The organism is Arthrobacter echini (assembly GCF_004803505.1).
Classification (GTDB): domain Bacteria; phylum Actinomycetota; class Actinomycetes; order Actinomycetales; family Micrococcaceae; genus Arthrobacter_D; species Arthrobacter_D echini.
In genome coordinates this window covers 69,695-92,025 of sequence record NZ_SSWH01000011.1, presented here as the reverse complement: position 1 = coordinate 92,025, position 22,331 = coordinate 69,695, and the positions used below count along the sequence as shown (strand labels likewise).

General features: G+C 66.7%; 21 protein-coding genes and 3 pseudogenes. 8 read left to right on the top strand and 16 right to left on the bottom strand.

Annotated elements, in window-relative coordinates; translation table 11 throughout:
• Positions 1-250: 250 nt before the first annotated feature.
• Positions 251-1,051, top strand: a pseudogene (locus E8P82_RS12380) (ISL3 family transposase); the annotation flags it as partial.
• A gap of 80 nt (positions 1,052-1,131) precedes the next feature.
• Positions 1,132-1,417: pseudogene (locus E8P82_RS12375) on the top strand (transposase); the annotation flags it as partial.
• 148 nt (positions 1,418-1,565) lie between these two features.
• Here the strand turns inward: E8P82_RS12375 and E8P82_RS12370 are convergent.
• The 3 genes from E8P82_RS12370 to E8P82_RS12360 are packed head-to-tail and all read right to left on the bottom strand — an operon-like array spanning position 1,566 to position 3,076.
• Positions 1,566-1,922, bottom strand: a complete 357-nt coding sequence (locus tag E8P82_RS12370) for a hypothetical protein (RefSeq protein WP_136455272.1) — start codon at positions 1,920-1,922, stop codon at positions 1,566-1,568.
• Between the two features lie 3 nt (positions 1,923-1,925).
• Complete coding sequence (locus E8P82_RS12365; RefSeq protein WP_136455271.1) at positions 1,926-2,468, bottom strand: hypothetical protein; 543 nt, start codon at positions 2,466-2,468, stop codon at positions 1,926-1,928.
• Positions 2,465-3,076 (bottom strand): hypothetical protein, encoded by a 612-nt coding sequence (locus E8P82_RS12360; protein WP_136455269.1) that lies wholly within the window; start codon positions 3,074-3,076, stop codon positions 2,465-2,467. The genes E8P82_RS12365 and E8P82_RS12360 overlap by 4 nt, the downstream gene beginning before the upstream one ends.
• A gap of 327 nt (positions 3,077-3,403) precedes the next feature.
• Here E8P82_RS12360 and E8P82_RS12350 point away from each other — a divergent pair.
• Positions 3,404-3,724, top strand: a pseudogene (locus E8P82_RS12350) (IS982 family transposase); the annotation flags it as partial.
• An 11-nt stretch (positions 3,725-3,735) separates the two neighbouring features.
• On the opposite strand, the gene ychF reads toward E8P82_RS12350, so the two are convergent.
• Entirely contained in the window at positions 3,736-4,821 is a 1,086-nt protein-coding gene (ychF, locus tag E8P82_RS12345) for a redox-regulated ATPase YchF (RefSeq protein WP_136455267.1), read from the bottom strand.
• A 94-nt stretch (positions 4,822-4,915) separates the two neighbouring features.
• Between ychF and E8P82_RS12340 the strand changes: the two genes are divergently transcribed.
• A complete protein-coding gene (locus tag E8P82_RS12340) occupies positions 4,916-6,262 on the top strand; it encodes a DNA recombination protein RmuC (RefSeq protein ID WP_136455265.1) in 1,347 nt (448 codons plus the stop codon).
• A 25-nt stretch (positions 6,263-6,287) separates the two neighbouring features.
• Here the strand turns inward: E8P82_RS12340 and E8P82_RS12335 are convergent, their stop codons facing one another.
• Positions 6,288-7,385, bottom strand: a complete 1,098-nt coding sequence (locus E8P82_RS12335) for a 4-hydroxy-3-methylbut-2-enyl diphosphate reductase (protein ID WP_136455264.1) — start codon at positions 7,383-7,385, stop codon at positions 6,288-6,290.
• A gap of 134 nt (positions 7,386-7,519) precedes the next feature.
• Entirely contained in the window at positions 7,520-8,368 is an 849-nt protein-coding gene (locus tag E8P82_RS12330; RefSeq protein WP_136455262.1) for a hypothetical protein, read from the bottom strand.
• Between the two features lie 194 nt (positions 8,369-8,562).
• On the opposite strand from E8P82_RS12330, the gene xseA reads away from it, so the two are divergent.
• Positions 8,563-9,933 (top strand): exodeoxyribonuclease VII large subunit, encoded by a 1,371-nt coding sequence (xseA, locus tag E8P82_RS12325; protein ID WP_136455260.1) that lies wholly within the window; start codon positions 8,563-8,565, stop codon positions 9,931-9,933.
• On the top strand, positions 9,917-10,150 hold the full coding sequence (locus E8P82_RS12320) for an exodeoxyribonuclease VII small subunit (protein ID WP_136455259.1): 234 nt from the start codon (positions 9,917-9,919) through the stop codon (positions 10,148-10,150). Before xseA ends, E8P82_RS12320 begins: the two co-directional genes overlap by 17 nt.
• An 11-nt stretch (positions 10,151-10,161) precedes the next feature.
• Here the strand turns inward: E8P82_RS12320 and E8P82_RS12315 are convergent, their stop codons facing one another.
• The 8 genes from E8P82_RS12315 to E8P82_RS12280 all read right to left on the bottom strand — a co-directional run bounded on the left by E8P82_RS12315 (position 10,162) and on the right by E8P82_RS12280 (position 18,324).
• Complete coding sequence (locus E8P82_RS12315) at positions 10,162-10,998, bottom strand: formate/nitrite transporter family protein (protein WP_136455257.1); 837 nt, start codon at positions 10,996-10,998, stop codon at positions 10,162-10,164.
• 64 nt (positions 10,999-11,062) lie between these two features.
• Positions 11,063-11,914: a PPK2 family polyphosphate kinase gene (locus E8P82_RS12310; RefSeq protein ID WP_136455256.1), complete on the bottom strand. Its 852-nt coding sequence runs from the start codon at positions 11,912-11,914 to the stop codon at positions 11,063-11,065.
• A 49-nt stretch (positions 11,915-11,963) separates the two neighbouring features.
• Positions 11,964-13,181, bottom strand: a complete 1,218-nt coding sequence (locus tag E8P82_RS12305) for a pyridoxal phosphate-dependent aminotransferase (RefSeq protein WP_136455254.1) — start codon at positions 13,179-13,181, stop codon at positions 11,964-11,966.
• A 107-nt stretch (positions 13,182-13,288) separates the two neighbouring features.
• Entirely contained in the window at positions 13,289-14,248 is a 960-nt protein-coding gene (locus E8P82_RS12300; protein ID WP_136455252.1) for an ABC transporter substrate-binding protein, read from the bottom strand.
• A complete protein-coding gene (locus tag E8P82_RS12295; protein WP_246021334.1) occupies positions 14,245-14,997 on the bottom strand; it encodes an ABC transporter permease in 753 nt (250 codons plus the stop codon). The genes E8P82_RS12300 and E8P82_RS12295 overlap by 4 nt, the downstream gene beginning before the upstream one ends.
• Positions 14,997-15,704, bottom strand: coding sequence for an ABC transporter permease (locus E8P82_RS12290; protein ID WP_425456032.1), 708 nt, complete (start codon positions 15,702-15,704; stop codon positions 14,997-14,999). The genes E8P82_RS12295 and E8P82_RS12290 overlap by 1 nt, the downstream gene beginning before the upstream one ends.
• Before the next feature lie 2 nt (positions 15,705-15,706).
• Positions 15,707-16,825, bottom strand: coding sequence for an ABC transporter ATP-binding protein (locus E8P82_RS12285; RefSeq protein ID WP_136455293.1), 1,119 nt, complete (start codon positions 16,823-16,825; stop codon positions 15,707-15,709).
• A gap of 257 nt (positions 16,826-17,082) precedes the next feature.
• Positions 17,083-18,324, bottom strand: coding sequence for an MFS transporter (locus E8P82_RS12280; protein WP_136455250.1), 1,242 nt, complete (start codon positions 18,322-18,324; stop codon positions 17,083-17,085).
• 166 nt (positions 18,325-18,490) lie between these two features.
• Here E8P82_RS12280 and E8P82_RS12275 point away from each other — a divergent pair, with 166 nt between their 5' ends.
• Both E8P82_RS12275 and E8P82_RS12270 read left to right on the top strand, forming a co-directional pair.
• Entirely contained in the window at positions 18,491-18,994 is a 504-nt protein-coding gene (locus E8P82_RS12275; RefSeq protein WP_211096873.1) for an Lrp/AsnC family transcriptional regulator, read from the top strand.
• Positions 18,991-19,884, top strand: a complete 894-nt coding sequence (locus tag E8P82_RS12270) for an alanyl-tRNA editing protein (protein ID WP_136455247.1) — start codon at positions 18,991-18,993, stop codon at positions 19,882-19,884. The genes E8P82_RS12275 and E8P82_RS12270 overlap by 4 nt, the downstream gene beginning before the upstream one ends.
• A gap of 26 nt (positions 19,885-19,910) precedes the next feature.
• Here the strand turns inward: E8P82_RS12270 and E8P82_RS12265 are convergent, their stop codons facing one another.
• The gene (locus tag E8P82_RS12265) at positions 19,911-21,185 is read right to left on the bottom strand and encodes a protein kinase family protein (RefSeq protein ID WP_136455245.1); all 1,275 of its coding nucleotides are present in this window, start codon (positions 21,183-21,185) and stop codon (positions 19,911-19,913) included.
• Positions 21,186-21,241: 56 nt separating this feature from the next.
• Positions 21,242-22,327 (bottom strand): hypothetical protein, encoded by a 1,086-nt coding sequence (locus tag E8P82_RS12260; RefSeq protein ID WP_136455244.1) that lies wholly within the window; start codon positions 22,325-22,327, stop codon positions 21,242-21,244.
• Positions 22,328-22,331: the final 4 nt, after the last annotated feature.

Below are 22,331 nucleotides of genomic sequence, written 5' to 3'. Positions count from 1 at the left end.
TGCCCGGCACCTGGCGACTCGCCTATGACGGGCAACGATTCCGTGGCGCAGCCACCGTCACGGTCACCCGATACCGCTACCGCGGATACCGGATCCCGACCCCGTGGACACCATCGACCGTCCCCGCATGACAGGCAACAGCCGATCCATGGAGAGCCCGTTGCGGTGAGAATCGCACGGCGGGTTCGGTGGGCGGCTCGGGGAAACGGAGCGGCAGCAATGCCACCGCCGCGCCCCGAGCCGACCCTACTGGCGGCATACCCGGCGGGGAGATAAGTACGTGACCGTGATCATCGATCTGACCCCGATTCGCGAGGGAACGGGTCCGTCACGGCTGCTCGATATGGTCGAAGGACGCTCCAAGGCTGTGTTCAAGTCCTGGCTCGCCGACCGGCCCCAGGCCTGGCGGGACGACATCGAGGTCGTCGCGATGGATGGGTTCACCGGGTTCAAAACCGCAGCCGCTGAGGAACTACCGTCAGCGGTGGCAGTGATGGATCCGTTCCACGTCGTCCGGCTCGCCGGAGACGCGTTGGACGGGTGCCGGCGCCGCATCCAGCAAGCCACGTGCGGGCATCGGGGCCGCAAAGGTGATCCGCTCTACTCCGCCCGGCGCACCCTGCACACCGGCGCGGACCTGCTCACCGAGAAGCAGCAGATCCGCCTGAATGGTGTTTTCGCCGCCGAGGAACACGTCGAAGTAGAAGCCACCCGGGGGATCTATCAGCGGATCGTCGCCGCCTGCCGCGAACCGAACAAGACTCGAGGGAAGCAGCTCATGCAGGCCCTCATTGATGCGGTCACTAGCGGCGTCCCGGCCGCCCTGGTCGAGATCCGCAGGCTGGGCCGGACCCTGAAACAACGAGCAGCTGACGTGCTGGCCTTTTTCGACCGGCCCAGTACTTCCAATGGTCCTACGGAGGCGATCAACGGCCGACTCGAGCACCTGCGCGGCTCAGCCCTCGGCTTCCGGAACCTCACCAACTACATCGCCCGAAGCCTCCTCGAATCAGGCGGATTCAGAGCGCGGCTACACCTTCAAGTCGGATGAGCCCCTTGAGGATAGCGCTCGACGAGTTCACCGAACTGCGGGGTACGAGATACGGGGCTCTTTACGGTTCGTGAGGACGCGCGTGGGAGGAGTTCATTCCGTTCCTGGACTACGACGCCGAGATTCGGAAAGTGATGTGCTCCACGAATGCCATCGACTCGTTGAACACCCGATACCGCTGAGCCGTTCGGGCGCGCGGGTACTTCCCAACAGAGCAGGCCGCGCTGAAATGCCTGTATCTTGTCGCCAGATCCCTCGACCCGACAGGCGCGGGACGAGCCCGATGGACGATGCGCTGGAAGCCCGCGCTGAACGCATTGGCTCTTTCCCTTCACCGACCGCTGGCCGGCCGCGGGGACCTACTAAATGAAAACGCCAGAAACACCGTTCCTTAGACAGGCCCTACAGAGATTGTCACTCGCAGGACCGCCGAATAGAACAAGAAAAGACAAATACTATTAGTAGTAGACGAAGATGTGCGTGTTGTTTGTATTTTCCGAGCCTTCACCACCGATTAGCCACTACCTTCGCCTTCACCTTTGCCTTTGAGTTGGGCGATCTTGAGAAAACTGAAGGTGGTAAAAAACATGCAGATAACAGTAAATATCAGGAACGCTATAGGAAGACCCCAGTCGAAGCCCGGCTCATCGGCGGAGTAGGGAATTTTGTCGAAGAACAAAAGCGCTGCATTGAGTAGCGTGTTAACACCGTCTAGTGCTGCGTCGAGTACTGCTATCAAAATCATTGGTGTTAGGCATAAAACAAGATTTACCCGTCCGGGATCTGTTTTGGTCTCAATGGTTAGTGAGGTCTTGATCAGGTCAGGAAGGATTCGTAAAAATTGTCCTATTCCGTCACCAAATAGCGCCACCTACTAAGAACTTCTCGAACTGAGCATATACAATGTCACGCTCAGACCAACGGTGGCAAACAAGCAATACAGAGCTACCGAAGCGCTAACTCCGATTTGCCCAAAAAAAGAAGCTCCGGCAACCAGGCCTATGACTAGGGCGAGTAGAACCAGGAAAAACCACATACGACTATGGGCAGGACCAATACTTTCTACCGGCTGATCAATATGAGTATCGCTAATGCTTAACCCTGTGCGATAATTAGAGCCATCATGAAGCATCATCGGAACTTCTTCGCGGAACAAGGCCTTCGGGCTGAAAATAGATTCAGGTCCCGAATCTACAAATTTCAGGCTGTACTGCTTGGTCGCTTGCCCAACAGCCTCAAAAGACATTTGAGCCCGTGCCTCTGCGCTTCCTGACGCTGACGCACGCACGGCTCTCTCAACGGCCCGTTCAGTAACGGCCTCAAAGTCGTGATGAGCGCGTAGGTCATAAATGCGGCGATCAAAAGAGTCACGCGAACTACTGTCTCGACTAATCTCTTCGTCGAATGCAAGACTCATTTTTCAGCACTTCCTTCAAAATTTTGGGGGGTATACGGATCCCATACCTCAATAGATGCAGATTGCATTTGTTCTTGAATTTTACGTTGAGCATTTAACGCTTCATCAATCTGCTCTCTGAGTATAACCAAGTCCTGATGGTCAAGCACTATTGTTTGACTTTCTTCCTTTTCCTGATTTTGCACCGCATATTGGAAACGAAGGCTATGCCAAGGAACAACCACTTGCGCTATTCCGTTCTTGGATAACTGGGGCCTGATGTCAGTTCGTATGTTCGACTCAGTCAAGAGCCGTTCGTGATCTCGTTCCACATATGCTGCGCGGGCGGCAAGGATCAAGTTCGGAATGGTAATAAATCTAACTAGCCTATCTCGCAAGTTAGCACGTGCGGCATCAGTCAATTTTAGATTACTAGCAGTAGACATTCGAGAAAAGGTCTTTATAGACGGGTCCGTACCATCGTCGTAACCTAGCCTAGCAAATGCCATCAGCATGCCAGCAAGCTCGCTTGCCACGTCCTTATAATCGTCTGTCACCGCCGATTGAACGGCTCCGGTTATGGCTCGGCGCGTAGCTAGAAAACCGTTGTTTCGGAGTGCGTCATCCATCGCCTCTACCTGGTCCTCAGGTAGGTCCGCCAAGAACTGGATTGGTTCGAGTAGGGCGGGGGGAAGCGGGTCGCTCAACTTAGCTCCTAGGATGAGGGGCAGGTCTGTGGTTTCAGTATGTCATTACAGCAGTGGAGATCGAGCCTATGTTCCATGATGCTTCCGTGCCGCCACTACGGTCGGTTCATGACGTCTGAACCTCGTTTCCTCACGCTAACCGATGTGGCCTAGGAGCTGGCGATCAGTCAGTTGCAGACCTATACGCTCGTGCGGTCGGGCAGTCTCGTAGCGATTCAGGTGGGCAGCCGTGGCCAGTGGCGTGTGGAGCAGGTCATCATCGGTGACAAGGGCTTCGCCGGACACGACTTCGAAACGTTCATCACCACCGAGCTCGAAGCGCACCTGATCCGCCCGGACCGCAAAGACGAGAAACCCAGGTTCGGCACACTCGGCAGCATCCGGCAATGGGTCGAGTCCGTATTCGACACCATGAAAGGCCAACTCACCCTCGAAGACCACGGAGGGCGCACGCCAGCTGGCATCTACTCCCGCGTCGCAGCCCGACTACTCGCCCTCGCCGCTGGAATCTGGCACAACGGGTCTATCAAAGCCCCCAACAAACGCTCTCTCATCGCCTACGACCATTAGGACTCACTCATCTAGACGTTAAATCGGAACTCCACCACGTCGCCGTCGGACATGACGTACTCCTTGCCCTCGATGCGGACCTTCCCTCGGCTCTTCGCCTCGCTCATGGAGCCGGCGTCGATCAGGTCCTCGAAGGACACCACCTCGGCCTTGATGAAACCCCGCTGGAAGTCGGAGTGGATGACGCCGGCGGCCTCGGGCGCCGTCGCACCCTTCTTCACCGTCCACGCCCGGCTCTCCTTCGGACCGGCCGTGAGGTAGGTCTGCAGACCGAGGGTGTGGAAGCCCACATGGGCCAACTGGTCGAGACCCGACTGCTCCTGGCCGCTCATCTCGAGCATCTCCCGGGCCTCGTCCTCGTCGAGCTCCACGAGATCCGCTTCGAGTTTGGCGTCGAGGAAGATGGCATCGGCCGGTGCCACGAGCGCGCGCAGCTCCTCCTGGCGCTCCGGATTACTGAGCACGGCGTCGTCCACGTTGAACACGTAAATGAAGGGCTTGGCGGTCAGCAGACTGAGCTCGCGCAGGTGCTCCATCTCCAGCTTGTCACTCGCCACCGAAGAGAAGATCGTGTCGCCGCGCTCCAGCACCGACTGGGCTGCCTGCATCGCAGCCAGCTGCGCGGCGTCGCGCTTCTTGATCTTCACTTCCTTCTCCACGCGCGGGATGGCCTTCTCCAGCGTCTGCAGATCGGCGAGGATCAGCTCCGTGTTGATGGTCTCCATGTCGGAGCGCGGATTCACCTTGCCGTCCACGTGGATCACGTCGGGATCGTCGAACACACGGATCACCTGGGCGATCGCCTCGGCTTCACGGATGTTCGCGAGGAACTGGTTGCCGAGCCCCTCCCCCTCGGACGCACCCTTCACGATGCCCGCGATATCCACGAAGGACACGGTGGCCGGCAGGATCTGCTTGGACCCGAAGACCTCGGCGAGCTGCGCGAGTCGGGGATCCGGCAGATTGACCACGCCGACGTTCGGCTCGATCGTGGCGAACGGATAATTCGCCGCCAGCACGTTGTTGCGCGTCAGCGCATTGAAAAGAGTTGATTTGCCGACGTTGGGCAGTCCGACGATGCCGATAGTAAGAGCCACGGGAGACAAGTCTACCGGGCACCCGAAAGCGATCAGGCGAGGCCGGGAAGTGTCGCTGCCGCCGATTGTCGGAGGTTCCTGCGACAGTGTGGGCATGAGCACCACGGCCGTCCTCCTCGTCATCCTCGCCTTCATCCTCGGCTGCGCTCTCGGGGCCACACTGATATGGCGCTCCCTCGGCATGCGCAGCACCGACCTGCGGTCCGAGCTCGACGACGCCACGGCGCGCCTGGGGCGGGCGACGACGGAGCTGGCGGCGGCCTCGGCACAGCGCGATCTGCTGCAGCAGCACAATCGCGAGCTGACCGGCAAGACCTCGACCGAGAACGACGTGCTGCGCGCCCTCGCGCCGGTGGCCGAGAAGCTCACGCAGGTGCAGCGGCAGGTGGGCCTGCTCGAACGCGACCGCGTGGAGCAGTACGGTCAGCTGGCCCAGCAGCTCGACGAGGCCCGGCTGTCCGACGCGCGGCTGCTCTCCACCACGCACGCCCTCGCCGGCGCCCTGCGCAGCAACAGCGCACGCGGCCAATGGGGAGAGGTGCAGCTGCGGCGCGTGGTGGAAGCCGCCGGCATGCTCTCCCGCGTCGACTTCCTGGAGCAGGTGTCCTTCGCCGCGACGGATGACGGCGATCGCGCCCGGCCCGACATGGTGGTCCAGCTCCCGGGCGACAAGCAGCTCGTCATCGACGCGAAGGTCCCGCTCAGCGCGTTCCTCGCAGCGCAGGAACTGACACGGACGGGTGACGGTGCGGACGCTCCGAACGGGGCCACCTCCGATCAGGGCCTGGAGACGCAGCGCACGGAGCTGCTGAAGCAGCACGGCAAGGCCCTGCGCGCACACGTCGACGCCCTGGCCAAGAAGAAGTACTGGGAGGGCGCCACCAACTCCCCCGAACTGGTCATCTGCTTCATCCCGGTCGAGTCCATCCTCTCGGAAGCGCTGCGTGCCGATCCGGAGTTGCTCGACTACGCCTTCTCCCGCAGCGTGGCACTGGCCTCGCCGGTCTCGCTGCTGGGCATCCTCAAGGGGGCTGCGTTCAGCTGGCGGCAGGCCGTGCTGACCGACAACGCGCGCGAACTCTTCGACCTCTCCAAGCAGCTGTACGAGCGCCTGGGCACCATGGGCGGGCACGTGACCAAACTCGGCTCATCGCTGAAGACCTCGGTGGAGCGCTACAACTCCTTCGTCGGGGCCCTGGAATCGAGGGTGCTGCCGACAGCGCGACGCATCGGGGCGTTCGACTCCGCATCGCTCGACGTCGTCGACGCGGCGGCCGACGGAGCGCTGCCGGGGACCGCGGGCGCCGACGTCAGCGCGATCGGCACGGCCCGCGCCCAGCAGGCCGGGGCTCCGGGCGTCGCTGCGGAGCCGGCGGGCTCGGTCGACGCGACGCCGCGCTCGCTCACCGCGCACGAGCTGCTCGACGGCACCGCGGGTTAGTTCAGCGCGGTCGACCTGGCAGCCGTCAGTTCAGCGAACCGCGGTCCTGCAGCTGTCCGCGACCACCGCGGCCCTGCGAGGGATCCCCCATGGCCTTCAGCGCGGCGCGGATCTCCTTGGGCAGGGAGAAGATGATGTCCTCCTGCGCCGTCACCACTTCCTCGACGTCCCCGTACCCGTACTCGGCGAGGAGCCGCAGCACGTCCTGCACCAGATTCTCCGGTACGGAGGCGCCCGAGGAGATCCCGATGGTGGCGACGCCCTCGAACCAGGACTCGTCCACCTCGTTGGCGAAGTCGACGCGGTGCGCGTTCTTCGCCCCGTACTCCAGCGCCACCTCGACGAGGCGCACGGAGTTCGAGGAGTTCGCCGACCCCACCACGATCACCAGATCCGATTCGGGCGCGATCTTCTTGATCGCGGCCTGGCGGTTCGACGTCGCATAGCAGATGTCGTCGCTCGGCGGATCCTGCAGCGTGGGAAAGCGTTCCTTCAGCAGATTCACCGTCAGCATGGTCTCGTCCACACTGAGTGTGGTCTGCGAGAGCCAGATGAGCCGCTCCGGGTCGCGGACCTGGACCTTGTCCACGTCCTCGGGGCCGTTGACGATCTGGATGTGCTCAGGCGCCTCGCCCGCGGTCCCCTCGACCTCCTCGTGGCCCTCGTGGCCGATCAGGAGGATGTCGAAGTCGTCGCGCGCGAAACGCTGCGCCTCCCTGTGCACCTTGGTCACGAGGGGGCAGGTGGCGTCGATGGTGCGCAGGCCGCGGTCCTCGGCCGACTGGACGACGGCGGGCGAGACACCGTGGGCGGAGAAGACCACGAGTGCGCCCTCGGGCACCTCGTCGGTCTCGTCGACGAAGACGGCGCCCTGGGCCTCGAGCGTGGAAACCACGTGCAGATTGTGCACGATCTGCTTGCGGACGTAGACCGGTGGCCCGTAGTGCTCCAGGGCCTTCTCGACGGCGATCACCGCGCGGTCGACGCCGGCGCAGTACCCGCGCGGCGCCGCGAGCAGGACCCGCTTGTTCCCGGTGACCGGCGCGGCTGACAGCACGTCCTCGGGAGTGCGGCGGCGGCGCGGCATGGTGGGCATGGGGACCTGAACGGTGGTACTGGTCATGAGCCCGATCCTACCCGGTCGGCGTCGTCCGACCCCTGGATCCCGGCGTTCCTCCGCTCACAGCCGAGCCCGGAACCGGCCTTCGAGTGCCGGCCCTTGACGGAGCTTCAGGGGCCCGGTCCCCGCGCCGAGCGTCAGCGGAACCTCCTGCGCCGCCGCCCGAAGGTCAGCCGCACCGCGATACCGACGGCCATCGCCATGAGCCCGGCGACGAGTACGGCCACGCTGGACCCGGCGATGTCCGTCCCGGCGCGAGCGGCCACGCCCTGGACGAACACGTCGGCCACGGCGCTCATGCCCGGCGCTCCGCCCAGCCGCTCGGGAAGCAGGCGGCCGGCCAGCACGCCCAGAACACCGATCCCCGCGACACCGAGGCCGAGGAGCGCCAGTGTGGTACCACGCCGTCGGGCGACGACGACGGCGAGCACCGCCAGTACCCCGGCGATCGTGAGGTAGACCGGCCATGCGATGACGGCGTCGGACGCCCAGCTCAGCATGCCACCACGCTCGAGGGATCCCACCTCGATGGTCGTGTCCTCGGGAACCGGGACCTCCACGCCGAGGCCGTCGCCGAGGCGGTCGGTCACGAGTCCGATGACGGGCGCGAGATCGAGGGTGATGATGGCCGGCGCGGGCTCGCCGGGTTCGGGTGCCTGGGCGAAGGTGAGGGCATGCGAGACCCGCAGGGTCCGGTCCCACGCCGCGGGGTACCCGGCGGTGTCGGTCAGCGCTGTCACGGCGTTGCGGATCAACGGCTCGACGAAGGAGGTGATCCGCTCGGGAAGACCCGTGGTCGTCGTCGCCTCCTCCACCAGCGAGTCCGTGAGCGCCGCCTGGAACTCGGCGTCCTCCGCGAGCGGCGCGGCGAGCGCGACGAACCCCGACTCGTCCACGAGATTCTCGTCGATCCATGCCGCCGCCAGACCTCCCGCGGCGGCCACGAGTGCGAGCAGTGCCAGCAGAGCAGAGACGAGGGTCCGCATGGGTTCCTTATCGGGTGGGCTACGCGCCCGATTATGCCCCTTCGGTGCTGCCCGGCACAGTTCCGGAGTCCCCCGGTGCGCCGGATCCAGCCCACATGGTGTCCGTCCTGCCCCGCACCGGGGGTCCGGGGTGGTACAGATAAAGGGTCAGTTCGACAATACGCAGCGGAGGTCAGCCTCCGGGACAGGACACCATGACACGCGAGGGAACGGGTACGCCTCCGGCCGCTCCACCCGGCCCGGCGGACGGTACGACGACGGTCCCCGCGACAGCCGCCGAGACCTCACCGGAGACACCGTGGCCGCTCCGGCTCCTCTCCGAGAAGCTCAAGGCACACATCGAACGCGCTCCTGCCGCCTGGGTGGAGGGGCAGGTGATCGAACTGAATCGCCGCGCGAGCATGTCCTACATCACGCTGCGGGACGTCGACTCGGAGGTCTCCCTCTCGCTGTCGGTCTACGGCTCGGTGATGGACCGCCTGGCCTCGCCCCCGGAACGCGGCTCACGGGTGGTGGCCCGGCTGAGACCTGACTTCTGGATCAAGACCGGACGCCTGTCGATGCAGACCACCGACATCAGGCCCGTGGGGATCGGGGACCTGCTGGCACGCATCGAACGTCTCCGGCAGGCACTGACGGCGGAGGGCCTGTTCGCTGCGGGCCGGAAGAAGCCGCTGCCGCTGCTCCCCCATCGGATCGGCCTGATCACGGGCCGCGACTCCGATGCGATGAAGGACGTCATGCGCAACGCGGCCCTGCGCTGGCCGGCCGTGGAGTTCGAGGTGCGCGAGGTGGCGGTGCAGGGCGTCAACAGCGTGGCCCAGGTCCGTGCCGCCCTCGAGGAACTGGATGCGGACGAGCGCGTCGATGTCATCGTCATCGCCCGTGGCGGGGGTGCCCTCGAGGATCTGCTGCCGTTCAGCGACGAAGTCCTGGTCCGCGCCGTGTCGCTGGCCGCAACGCCGGTCGTCAGCGCCATCGGCCACGAAGCCGACCGGCCGCTGCTCGACGAGGTCGCGGATCTGCGCGCCTCGACGCCCACCGACGCCGCCAAGCGCGTGGTGCCGGACGTCGCCGAGGAGCTCGTGAGAATCGGACAGGCGCGCGCCGCGCTCGAGCGGGCCATCCGCATTCTGGTGCACCGGGAGACGGACAGCCTCGCCATCCTGCGCTCGCGCCCCTCCCTGGCCAGGCCGGAGGGGATGATCGAGGTCCGCGAGGCAGATCTCGAGCGACTGCGCTCCCGTGCCCTGCGGAGCACGACGGCCGCCGTCGAGCGTGGATCGGATGCGATCGTGCACCTGCGCCAGCGCGTGCGCTCGCTCTCCCCGCAGAAGACCCTCGATCGCGGCTACGCCGTGGTGCAGCGAACGGACGGGCACGTAGTGAGGGATCCGGGCGAGGTGGCTGCGGGGCAGATCCTGCGTGTCCGTGTGGCCGGTGGTCAGTTCGACGCCACGGCCGGCACAACTACGGACGCAGAGCATTCACCTGACCGGACGAGGCAGACAGACCAGCACCACGGAGACCAGCACGACGGAGAGCAGCATGACGACGAACGATGACCAGCAGCAGCCCACCGACGTGAGCGGGCTCTCCTACGAGCACGCGCGGGAGGAACTCGTCCTCGTGGTCTCCCGGCTCGAGGCCGGAGGAGTTGGCCTCGAGGAGTCACTGGCCCTCTGGGAGCGCGGCGAGGCGCTGGCGGACCGCTGCGAGGAGTGGCTGGAGGGCGCGAAGGTCAGACTTGCGGCGGCACGGGACAAGGCCGAGAGCACGTAGGTCCTCAGCTCCTATCCCTCGTGCAGGGCCTCGGAGTCCTCCGGCGCCTCGTCGCGGCGCTCCTTGATCAGTTCCTTGGTCCGCACGAGCCGCAGCAGTGTCACCAGGACCAGCCCGCCGAGCATGTTGAACAGCAGGGTGTAGCCGAACCACCCGATCCACTGGCCGTAGTCGATGTCCGCGCCGGACTGGATGGCTCCGAAGATCAGCAGTGAGTCCAGGATGGAGTGGAAGAGCTGCAGACCGGCGAGCAGGAAGCCGCCGATCATCGTCGCGACGATCCTGGCGACGTCGTCCTCCGTGCCCTGCTGCATGCGGCTCATCAGCGTGATGGTGCTCCCGCCCAGGACGGCCAGTGCCGCCGTCTGGAGCGAGAAGGGCGCATCGACGTAGTGGTGTGCGCTCTCGCTCACGGTTGCCGACCACTGCGGGAAGGCCTGCATGATGATCCAGACGAAGACCCAGCCACCGGCGAGATTGGCCACCAGGGTGCCGCCCCACAGCTTCGCCAGCTGTGCGAGGCTCCCCTCCTTCGCGATCACGGCGCCCACGGGCATGAGGAAGTTCTCCGTGAACAGCTCACTGTGCGCGAGGAGCAGGGCCACGAGCCCCACCCCGAACGCCAGGCCGGCCAGCAGTTCGTTCCCGGTCTCGTCCAGCACGGCGAGGTACGCCATGATGCCCAGACCTATCTCGAACCCACCGAAGATGCCCGTCACGAGAATGGTCCTCAGGGTGCGGTGGAGTCGTTCTGCCCCCTCGGTGATGGTCTTGTCGAATGACTCCTTGAGTTCGTCCTCGACGGGCGCGTCGGACTCGCCGATCTGCCTCCTGCGTTCCTCGCTCACCGGGTCCTTCCACACGTCGTCCTACAGGTCAGCACTCGTCGGGCATGGTTCCCTCGGGCCGGGATCAGACCGCGTGCAGCCGCTTCTTCTCGGCCTCCACGTCGAAGTCGGCCTCCGGCCAGCTCAGGTCCATGTCCTTCAGGGTCGCGGTGAGCAGTCGCTGCACCGCCAGTCTGGCGTACCACTTGCGATCCGCCGGAACAACGAACCAGGGTGCGTCGAGCGTACTGGTGCGCTCGATGGCGATCTGGTATGCCTCCTGGTACTGGTCCCAGTATGCGCGCTCATCGACGTCTCCGGGGTTGTACTTCCAGTACTTGTCCTTGCGGTTGAGCCGCTCGAGAAGGCGTTCCTTCTGCTCGTCCTTGCTGACGTGCAGCATGACCTTCAGCACCCTCGTCCCCGAGGCCGCCACCTCCTCCTCGAACGTGACGATCTGGTCGTAGCGCTTCTCCACCTCGTCCGCGGGAGACAGGCCCCGGACCCGGTGGATCAGGACGTCCTCGTAGTGGGACCGGTCGAAGACGCCGATCATCCCGGGACCGGGCAGCTCGCGTCGGATGCGCCAGAGGAAGTTGTGCTTCTGCTCCTGGGCCGTGGGCGCCTTGAACGCGTGGTGGGAAACGCCCTGCGGCTCCACGGAGCCCACCACGTGCCTTACGATCCCGCCCTTGCCCGAGGTGTCCATGCCCTGCAGCACGAGCAGGACGGCTTTCTCACCTCCCGCTCGGCTCTCGGCGAAGAGTTTCTCCTGAAGGGACGAGAGCCTGTCGGCTCCCGCGGCCAGTGCCGCCTTGCCCTTCTTCTTGCCGCCGTCGAACCCTGGCGTGGACCGCTGGTCGATGTCGGCCAGGGAGAAGCCCAGTCCTGCCATGAGCAGCTGACGCATGTCGGCGGTCTTCTCGGATTTTGTCATGGGTCCTCCTTGGACGGGATGAACAGGGCTTACGGGCGAACAGAGGGAGTCAGGGCTTGTAGGTGGAGAGGAAGTCGGCCAGGCGTCCGACGGCGTCCTCGATGACCTCGACGCTCGGCAGGGTCACCATGCGGAAGTGATCCGGCGCAACCCAGTTGAAGGCGGTACCGTGCGAGATCAGGATCTTCTGCTGCTTGAGCAGGTCGAGCGCGAACTTCTCGTCGTCACGGATGGGGTAGACCTCGGGATCGAGCCTCGGGAACAGGTACAGCGCACCCTGTGCCACCTCGCAACTCACGCCGTCGATGGCGTTCAGCAGGTCCGCCGCGGCGTTCCGCTGCTGCAGCAGGCGCCCGCCGGGCAGGATCAGGTCCTCGATGCTCTGGTACCCGCCCAGAGCCGTCTGGATGGCGTGCTGCGCCGGTACGTTGGCGCACAGGCGCATGTTGGCCAGCAGATTGATGCCCTCGAGGTAGTTCTCCGCATCCTCCCTGGGGCCGGTGATCGCCATCCAGCCGCTGCGGAACCCGGCGATCCGGTAGGCCTTGGACAGGCCGCTGAAGGTCAGGCACAGGACGTCGTCGCCGGTGACGGCGGCCGCGTTGATGTGGACGGCGTCGTCGTAGAGGATCTTCTCGTAGATCTCGTCGGCGAACACGATGAGACCGTGCTCGCGCGCCAGCCGCACGATGCCCTCCAGGACGTGGCGGGGGTAGACGGATCCGGTCGGGTTGTTCGGATTGATCAGGACGATGCCCTTGGTGTTCGGGGTGATCTTCGCGGCCATGTCCTGAAGATCCGGCCACCAGTGCTCGGCCTCGTCGCAGAGATAGTGCACCGGGGTGCCCCCGGCGAGGGCCACGGACGCCGTCCACAGCGGGTAGTCCGGAGTGGGTATCAAAATCTCGTCCCCGGCGTCGAGCAGTGCCTGCATGGAGAGCGTGATGAGCTCGCTCACGCCGTTGCCGAGATAGACATCGTCCACGTCGATCGAGGTGATGCCCCGGCCCTGGTAGTACTGCGCGACGGCGGTGCGCGCCGAGTAGATACCACGGGAATCGCTGTACCCCTGGGCCTTGGGCAGATGGCGGATCATGTCCACGAGGATGGCCTCGGGTGCCTCGAAACCGAAGGGGGCGGGATTGCCGATGTTCAGCTTCAGGATCCGGTGCCCCTGGGACTCCATCGCCATGGCGTGTTCGAGCAGCGGGCCCCGGATGTCGTAGAGGACATTGTGCAGCTTCTCCGACTGTCTGTACGTGACCATTGCATCAGGATGTCACAGCTCGGGCCCGGTCCGCGGCATCCCATGAGGGGTGCCGCGGACCGGGCCCGAGCTGGTGCTGCGCGTGGTGCGGGAGTTACCGCACCGGACTATCCGTCGAGATCGTGCTCCGACAGCCAGTCCGCCGCAGCCTCGGCCGGGTCACGTTTCTCGTCGCCGCTGACCTCGCGGTTCAGCGAGAGCAGATCCTCCGTGGTGAGCTCGGCCGAGACCTCGTTGAGGATCTCCTGTGCCTCGTCGCCCACGGTGTCGAGATTGACCAGCGGAAGAACCTGCTGCGCGATGAAGTTGTTCTCCGGATCCTCGAGGACCACGAGGTCGTTGTCCTCGAGGGACGGCGTCGTCGTGAAGATCTCAGCGACCTGGACGGTGTCGTCGAGCAGCGCCTGCAGCGTCAGTGGACCGCCGCCGTCGTTGATGGCCTCGAAGCCGAGCGCGCAGCCATACTTCTCCTCGATACCGGCCAGGCCGTAGGCGCGCTCCTGGAAGGTGGTCGGGGCGCCGAGGGTGAATTCCTCGCAATTCGGTGCCAGATCCCCGATGGATTCCAGTCCGTACTCCTCCGCGGTGGCAGCCGTGACCACGAGCGCGTCCTTGTCCTCGGCCTCGCTCGGCTCCAGCACGCCGAGATTCGAGTCGGGCGAATTCGACGCCAGCGCATCGGGAAGGGCGTCCAGGATCTCCTCGGCCGACTCTGCCGTGGCCTCGGGATCCGCGAGCAGCAGCAGATTGCCGCTGTACTCGGGGATGAGATCGATGGACCCGTCCTCAAGAGCCTGGTAGTAGATCTCACGGGAGCCGATGTTCGGTGTCACCGTGGTGTCGACGCCGCCGGCATTGAGTGCGCCGGCATAGATCTCGGCGATGATCTGGCTCTCCGGGAAATCAGCCGAACCGACAACGAGAGACCCCGCAGGGGCGTCGCTCTCCGTCTCCCCCTGGGGGTCGCTGTTGGCACCGCAGGCAGTCAACGCCAGGGCGGCCGTCAGGCCACCGGCCAGTCCCATCATGGCGCGCCGGACGGCGCGCGGTCGTGACAGGTGTGTCATGTTGTTCCTCCTTGTGCACTGGCGACGGCCTCTTGCCGGCCAGATTCCTTCTCCGATCTCGCCGCCGGGCGCGCGGCGCGCAGCCCCGGGGAGATCGCAAATCGTTGCAGCAGCGCCATGATGCCGTCGACGGCGACTGCCACGACGGCGATCACCACGGCCCCGCCGAAGAGTCGTCCGTTGTCGTTGACCTGGGTTCCCTCCACGAGGAAGACCCCCAGGCCGTCCGCCTTCGCGTAGGCGACGACGGTGGCCGTCGCGACCACCTGGAGGACACCGGCCCGGACCCCGCCGAGCATGACCTGCAGGCCGTTGGGTACCTCCACGCGCGAGAGGATCTGCCATTCGGTCAGTCCCATGCTGCGGGCGGCGTCCACCACCGTGCTGTTCACCGACGCGATACCCGAATAGACACCGCTGAGGACCGGCGGCACGGCCAGGAGCACCAGCGCCCAGACGGCGGGAAGCACCCCCCTTGAGAAGAGCAGGGCGAACAGGAACACCATGCCGAGCGTGGGCAGGGCGCGCAGGATCCCGATACCGGAGACGATCAGCACGCGGCCCTTGCCCGTGTGCCCCACGTACATGCCCAGGGGCACGGCGATGAGCATGGCGAAGAGCATCGTCAGGCCCACATAGCCGAGGTGCTCGATGATACGCATGGGGATACCCCGGGAACCGGACCAATTGTCCGGGTTCGCGAGCCACTCCCCCATCTGGACGAACAGATTGCTGCTCGAGTAGTCCATCAGGCAGCCACCGTCCGTGCGTCGAGTGCCACGTCGTCGGCCTCGCTGGCCTTCGTCGGGCGCGTCCACGGTGTGAGCAGGCGTTCGAGGAGTACCAGGAGCAGATCCAGCACCAGGGCCAACAGGAGGGTGAAGATGATCCCGACGGCGATCTGCTCCGGATAGTTCCGGGTCAGGCCGTCGGTGAACAGACGCCCGAGACTCGGCACGCCGATCAGTGCTCCGACGCTGACCGTGGCGATGTTGGTGACGGAGATGACCCGGACACCGGCGATCAGCACGGGGACGGACAGCGGAAGATCCACGGTGAGGAAGCGCCGCAGCGGTCTGTACCCCATCGCGACGGCCGCCTGCCGGACGCCGTCGTCGATCGAGTTCAGGGCATCCACGGTGGAGCGCATGAGCAGTGCGATCGCGTAGATGGTGAGCGCCACCACCACGTTCACCATACTGAGGATGCTCGTCCCGAGGATCAGCGGGAGGAACACGAACATCGCCAGGGAGGGGATGGTGTAGAGGATCGACGAACCGGTGAGCATGATCCCCGCGAGGGAGCGGTTCTGCCTGGCCAGCTGCGCGAGCGGAACGGCCAGGAGAACGCCGAAGATGATCGGCAGGATCGCCTGCACGAGGTGATTGCCGGTGAGTTCGCGGAGCTGGTCGATGTTCGCGGGCACGTAGTCGATGATGTCCCTGAGCCAGTCCACGCCTAGACCGCCGTGTTGAAGTGGTCTCGGCCGCGGTCGAGGCGGCCTGCCTCGATGAGGTCGAAGACCTCCGCCGGGCGGACGACGCCGACCGCCCGGCCGTCGTCGTCGATGGTCACACCGAGGCCCGACGGCGAGGACAGCGCCGCGTCGAGCGCGCTGCGCAGCGAGCCCCCTCGCGTGTAGAGGGAGCCGCCGGGAACCGCCTCGGCCTGCGAGGTGATGCTCGCACGGGTCGCCGCGGGGATCCAGCCGTGCGGCCGGCCCTCCGGGTCGACGAGCAGCGTCCACGGCGAACGCACGGAGACCGTCGGATCGGCCAGCTGGGAAGTCTCGATGGTCTCGATGGGGTGGATGGTGACGTGGTCCCCGTCCAGAAAGGACAGATGGCGGAATCCGCGGTCGCGTCCCACGAAGCCGGCGACGAAGTCGTCCACGGGAGCGCGGAGGATCTCCTCGGGTGCCGCGTACTGGGCGAGCCGTCCGCCGACCGCCAGGACCGCGACCTTGTCCCCGAGGATCGTCGCCTCGTCGATGTCGTGGGTGACGAAGACGATGGTCTTCGCGAGATCGTTCTGCAGGCGGATCAGCTCGGCCTGCAGTTCGGCGCGGACCACGGGGTCCACGGCACTGAAGGGCTCGTCCATCAGGAGCACGGGCGGATCCGCGGCGAGCGCCCGGGCCACGCCGACACGCTGCTGCTGGCCGCCGGAGAGCTGCCCCGGGTATCTGCTGCCCAGCTCGGAGGCGAGCCCGACGACGTCGAGCAGTTCCTTCGCCCGCGCACGTGCCGCGGATCTCGCCACGCCGTTCAGCCGGGGCACGGTGGCGATATTGTCGAGCACGGTGCGGTGCGGCATGAGACCCGAGGACTGCATCACGTACCCCATCGAGCGCCGCAGCTCGGCGGCCTTCTGCTGCGCCACGTCCTGACCGTCGAGCAGGATCTGGCCGGAGGTGGGTTCCACCATCCGGTTGATCATGCGCAGCGAGGTGGTCTTGCCGCAGCCCGAGGGTCCCACGAAGACGGTGATCCTGCCGCGCTCGATGGCCAGGGTGAGATCGTCCACCGCGGGCCGGCCCGCGTCGTAGGACTTCGTGACATTCCGGAACTCGATCATGGTGCGGCGCTCGGCCTGCTCGCTGGATGTCATGTCAGCTGTGCCTTTCGTGGCAGGAGCTACTCGGCCGGGCTACGCCCGCGGACCACACCCGTGTGGTTCCGGCTTGCCGTCTGGAGGTTCTGCGTGGTGGGGCACGCAGCGGTCAGTTCAAGCTGTCGGAGACTCCGAGTGTAACCGTGAGGGCGAAGCGGCGACGAACGACGCGCAGTTCCATGCGCCCGTCAGGGACAGCCGCGCCGTGATAGTGGTGTGCGCTACCGCGCCGGGCGGCCCCGAACCACCAGGGAGGCGACGGCCAGGAGTGCACACGCCGAGCAGACGAGCAGGGCGAACACGGTCACCGAGGCCTCCAGACCCCAGTGGCCTGCCGCCGCACCGAGCCCGAGCACCGGAAGAGCGCTGCCGAGATAGGTGATGACGTAGACGGCGCTCACGGTCTGGGCGTGCTGGGCGGGATCGACCGCCAGGGACACCTCGTTGAAGACCACCCGGAAGGCCATCCCCTGACCCAACCCGGCGACGACGCAGGCCAGGACCAGCAGGGTGACGCTACCGGTCTGTGCGGCCACCGGCAGCAGACCCACTCCCAGCGCCATCGAGGCCAGACCGACGGGCGCCACGAACCGCCCCTGCGGGGGCAGCAGCTGGCTCACCGCGGACGACGCGAGCACGAGTGCGGCGAGCACGCCGATCACGGGTCGCGATGTGGTGCCGACGATCGAAGCGAACCAGGTGGGTGCGAGACTGAGGGAGAACCCGAAGACCGCGAAGCTGAGGAAGCCCACGGTTGCCGCCGTCCAGAAGGCACGCCGGACGTCCCTGGCGACCGCCGGTCGACGGGGCCGGAGGGCGGACAGCGGCCGGACGGAGGCCGCAGCCCTGATGGCCGGCCGCGCGTCGAGCAGGAGAAGCGGCACCAGCAGTGCCGCGAGCACCACGAGGTAGACGACGAACGGCGTCCTCGTGGGTGCCGGCAGGAGCGAGAGGAGGCCTCCGATCACGGGACCGGCAGCAACCCCGCCTGCCGAGGCCAGCAGCGTGAAACGCGAGGCCCACTCCGGACGCGTCGGCAGCAGGTCACGCAGTGCCGCCGCACTGGCACCCGTGGCCAGCGCTACGGCGCCGCCCTGGAGCGCACGCCCTGCGGCGAGCATCGGAAGCGAGGTGGCCGCGGCGAAGAGGGACGCACCCAGGAGCCCGAGCACGACGGCGAGGACGAGGGCTGCCCGTCGGCCGAGGTGGTCCGACCAGTGGCCAGCGAGGACGAGTCCGCCCACCAGAGCGAGGACGTAGGAGGAGAACGCGATCGTGACGGCGAAGGACGTGAGCCCGAGCTCGGCCTGGATGAGCGGATAGAGCGGGGTGGCGAGATTGGCGCCGATGAGCAGGGTCGAGATCACCGTGATGGCCAGCGCCAGCCGGACCGCGAGCGAGGCGTCCCAGGCGCGACGGCGCACAGTCACGGGCCTCATCCGCAATTCGTCGACGACGCTCATCCCACCGCTTTCCCTCGATCAGTAGTACCCCGCAGGCGCACGTCCGGGTGTGTCGTGCCCGGATGCCTCTAGGATGATGTGTACTGATCTCCCTGCAGTGACCTTGCACAGCAATTTGAGCTTGGTGCGCAACACGGAGATCACCGACTGAGAGAATGTGAGCTTGATGAGCAAGCTGGACAACCTCGATCTGCGCCTGCTGCTCGAACTGGTCCGGGATCCCCGCGCGCAGGTCAGCGAGCTGAGCGAACTCCTCGGGGTGGCCCGCAACACGGCGCAGAGCAGGATCCGCCGTCTCCTGCGTGCCGGCACCGTCCGCCATGGAGGGCGCGAGATCGATCTGGAGGCACTGGGGTACGACGTGATCGCCTTCCTCACGATCGAGGTGGTCCACCGGGAACTCGACGGCGTGATCGCCGGTCTGCGTACCCTCAGTCAGGTCCTGGAGGTCCACGAGATCTCCGGGCGCGGCGATGTCTGGTGCCGCGTCACCGCGACCGACACCCACAACCTGCAGGCCGCGCTGCGCTCGGTCCTGAGGATCAAGGGCGTCATCCGGACCGAGACGGTCCTGGCCCTGCACGAACACATTCCCTACCGGACCGAACCGCTGCTCGAGCGCCTCGCGCAGAAGCCGGCCGACACCCCGAGGAGCACCGACCACTCATGACCCTGCCCACCACCGACACCCGTGTCACCTACCCCGGAGGCGATACCAGCAGCGCGGCGCGCGTCCTCCACGTCGAGCACCTCGACGACGGCCGCCTCGCCGTGGTGCTGGACACGACGGCCTTCCACCCGGTCGACCACGCCTGGCCCGACCAGGGCCCCGATCGCGGTACGCTCACGCGAGACACCGACAGCTGGCCGGTGCAGGACTGCGTGGTGGGCGCCACCGACGGCGCAGCACTGCACCTCGGCAGCGACTCCCCCGTGCGAAAGGGCACGGAGGGCTGGGCGTTCGTCGTCGTGCATCTGCTCGACACCCGAGACCACATACAGGATCAGGCGAACCCCCCGGCGGAGGGCGACGACGTCGTCGTGCGTGTCGATGGCCCCTACCGGCACGCGGTGTCCGCCGGACACACCGGCTGCCATCTCGCGTCGCTGGCGCTGAATCGTGCGGTGGCGGACCGCTGGAAGAAGGACGTCACCGCGGATGCGCTCGGGACACCGAACTTCGATGCCCTCGCGATCGACACGACGACCATCGGCGAGTTCTCCTCGGTGGACCACTACCGCCTGGGTAGGTCGTTGCGCCGGAAGGGCTTCACCGTGGAGGGTCTCGATACCGATGCCGTCGCGCGCACCGTCAACGACACCCTCGCGGACTGGACGTCGACGGGCGCCGGGATCAGTGTGGAGGTCGACGGACCGGGACTGACGGATCGCCGCCGCTGGGTCTGCGACCTCCCCGGACACCGCGCCGCGATCCCGTGCGGAGGCACTCATCTGACCTCCCTGGCAGGAATCGGGGTCACTGTATCGCTGGGGATCACCGATGTCGGTGGCACGCCGGTTCTCCGTATGGACACCGCGGTGAGCGGTTCCCCGGTGTGAGCTGACGGGCTCACCTGGGGACGTCCTCAGCCGTGGAGGCTGCGCATCAGGTCGTGGTCGGCCCGACCTCCGGCGAGCGCCGCGTCCAGGAACCGCTCGGCGACGACCAGACGGGACAGCGCCTCCGACCCGCCGCCGTGCGCGCGACGTCGCGCTCCGGCGACCAGCGTCAGGGCCACGGCGGCTGCACCTGCCCTGAGGGTGACCGGGTCGACGTGGTCGTCGAAGGCCCGCAGGAAACGCGCCAGTGCCGCAGGCACCCGGACATACCCGGGGTGCAGGCCCGGCAGCACGGCGAGGTGCCCCACGCAGCAGGCCAGATCGTCGACGAGGTGGCCGGGTCCGAGCGCATCGACGTCCAGCAGCCCCGAGACCGCTCCGCCGGCGATGAGCAGATTCGCCTCGTAGAAGTCCCCGTGGCTCGGAACGAGTGCTCCCTTGCCCGTGGCCCGCACCACGCGGTCGATCCGGCGGGCGAGTCCGCGGATCCGCATCGCCTCCGAGGGAAGTGCAGCGACGGCGCCCTCGGCGTAGTCACGGACCCGGTCGGTCCAGGGCGCACGCACCGGTAGCTCGAGCACGCCCCGGGGTAAGGAGGTCAGGAGGCGCACCAGGGCGTGCGGGTCCACCTCGGCCGCGCCGTCGCGCAGCAGGAGCTCGGCCAGCGGTTCGCCGGGCGCGGCACGCATGGCCACGACGTCGAGCTGTGGGTCCGCGGTCACTGTCGGAGCCGGGATTCCTGCCGCGCGCAGCATGCTGTGACGCTGGACGAGCGGCTCGGCCATGCCCGGGCGCAGGACCTTCAGATAGCGGCGCTCCTGACCGTTGCGCACCACGACGACGGCACGCCGCAGCGGCCGGTAGCTGCGCAGGACAGGCACGCTCTCCTCGGGCCGGACGCCGTCGCCGAAGGCGAGCGCGGTGGCACGATCGGCGTCGAGCGCCAGCCCCAGTCCGGGCAGGAGGGGATCGGCCGGGTGGAGCCAGGAGGTGAGCGTTCCGGAATCACCCCGCGGGACCACGCGGTGGTCGGACTCCGAGGGGGTGGCGCAGGAGGTGATGCAGGCCATGGTCGGTGGGGCAGGGTTCCTCGCGTCCGTCGAGGACACGGCCCGCACCCCCACGAGGGAGAACAGACCGGTCACTCCTGCACCCGGGCGATGATGGAGCGAATCCAGGGTCCACGACCCGAGCTCCCATCCGGCCGCCGCGAGCGTGGCACGCAGTAGCTCGCCAGGGCCGGGTGATGCGAGGAAACCGATGGTGTCCTGTTCGCGCAGGCGCCGCCGTTCGGAGGTCATGGGATCGCAGCATCCATCACGGGGTGCGCTCGCCTCCTCGGGCAGGAATCGCAGGCTCAGGCCCGGCGACGCTGGAGGACGTCGTCGAGGTCCAGTCGCTCGTGACTCTCCCCCTCAGGAGCACCACGACCCTGCTTGCGTCCCGGGTCCGGCCGTTCCGCCGGCCCGCTGTCGGGTGATCCGCTCCGTGCCGGGTCCTTGCCGGCCGGCTCCCTCGGCGCCGGATCCTCTGCTGCGCTCTCCGGCCCTGTCTGAGCCTCCTCGACCCGGATCCCGACGGCCGGGTCGTCCCGGTCCGTTCTGCGTGCAGCCGCTTCGGCCGCCTTGATCGGCGTCGAGGAGGACGCCCTGCGAGCCTGCGGAAGATCGAGCGGTGACGGCGCGGCACGATTCGCCTTCGGCGCAGCGACGTACAGCGGAAGAGGTACCTCGACCGGTACCCAGGCCGTCGACCCTGCCGATCCGCGCAGGCCTCCGGCTCCGTCGTCGGCCTCCGTTCCGGTCCCGTCGTCGCTGTCGCCGGCATCGTCGGAGCCTGCATCGTCGGAGCCGGCGTCGTTGCCGTCTGCCCGATCCCCGGCGTCCTCCTGCCCGTCGATGCCCTCGCGCACCTGGACGACGGAGGATCCGTGGGCCACCGCGAGGGCGGCGGTGCGCAGCTCCGTGGCCGTCAGGGGCTGCGCCCCGGTGTCCTCGGCGTCGAAGAGGACCGTGTCCCGGTGGGACCCCGAGGACGCGAACGGCGGCGCGGCCTCTTCAGGGCCCGGGGCGTACGTGGGCGCCATCGCCGCTGCGAAGGCCGCGTCGACGCGGGCACTCCGGGAACGCAGCACGAGCCATCTCAGCACGGCGACCGATGCCACGCTCACCACGAGGAAGGCGAGCGGAACGAGAGGGGAGACGATGCCGAAGGGCACGAGCAGGAGTGAGAGGAAGGCGATGACCAGGGCCAGCAGACCCACGAACGCTATGCCGACACGACCCCAGCGTGGGGTGAAGGACGACGACTGGTCCGAGGTCTCCGGCGGATCGGCCGCGTACCCGTCCGACACGGGCCGACCAGGAGCCGGCGGACGTGCTGCCGCTGCCGCTGCCGCTGCCGTCCCGGATGATCGGACCGGATCGTCCGGCGATGTGTCCATGGGC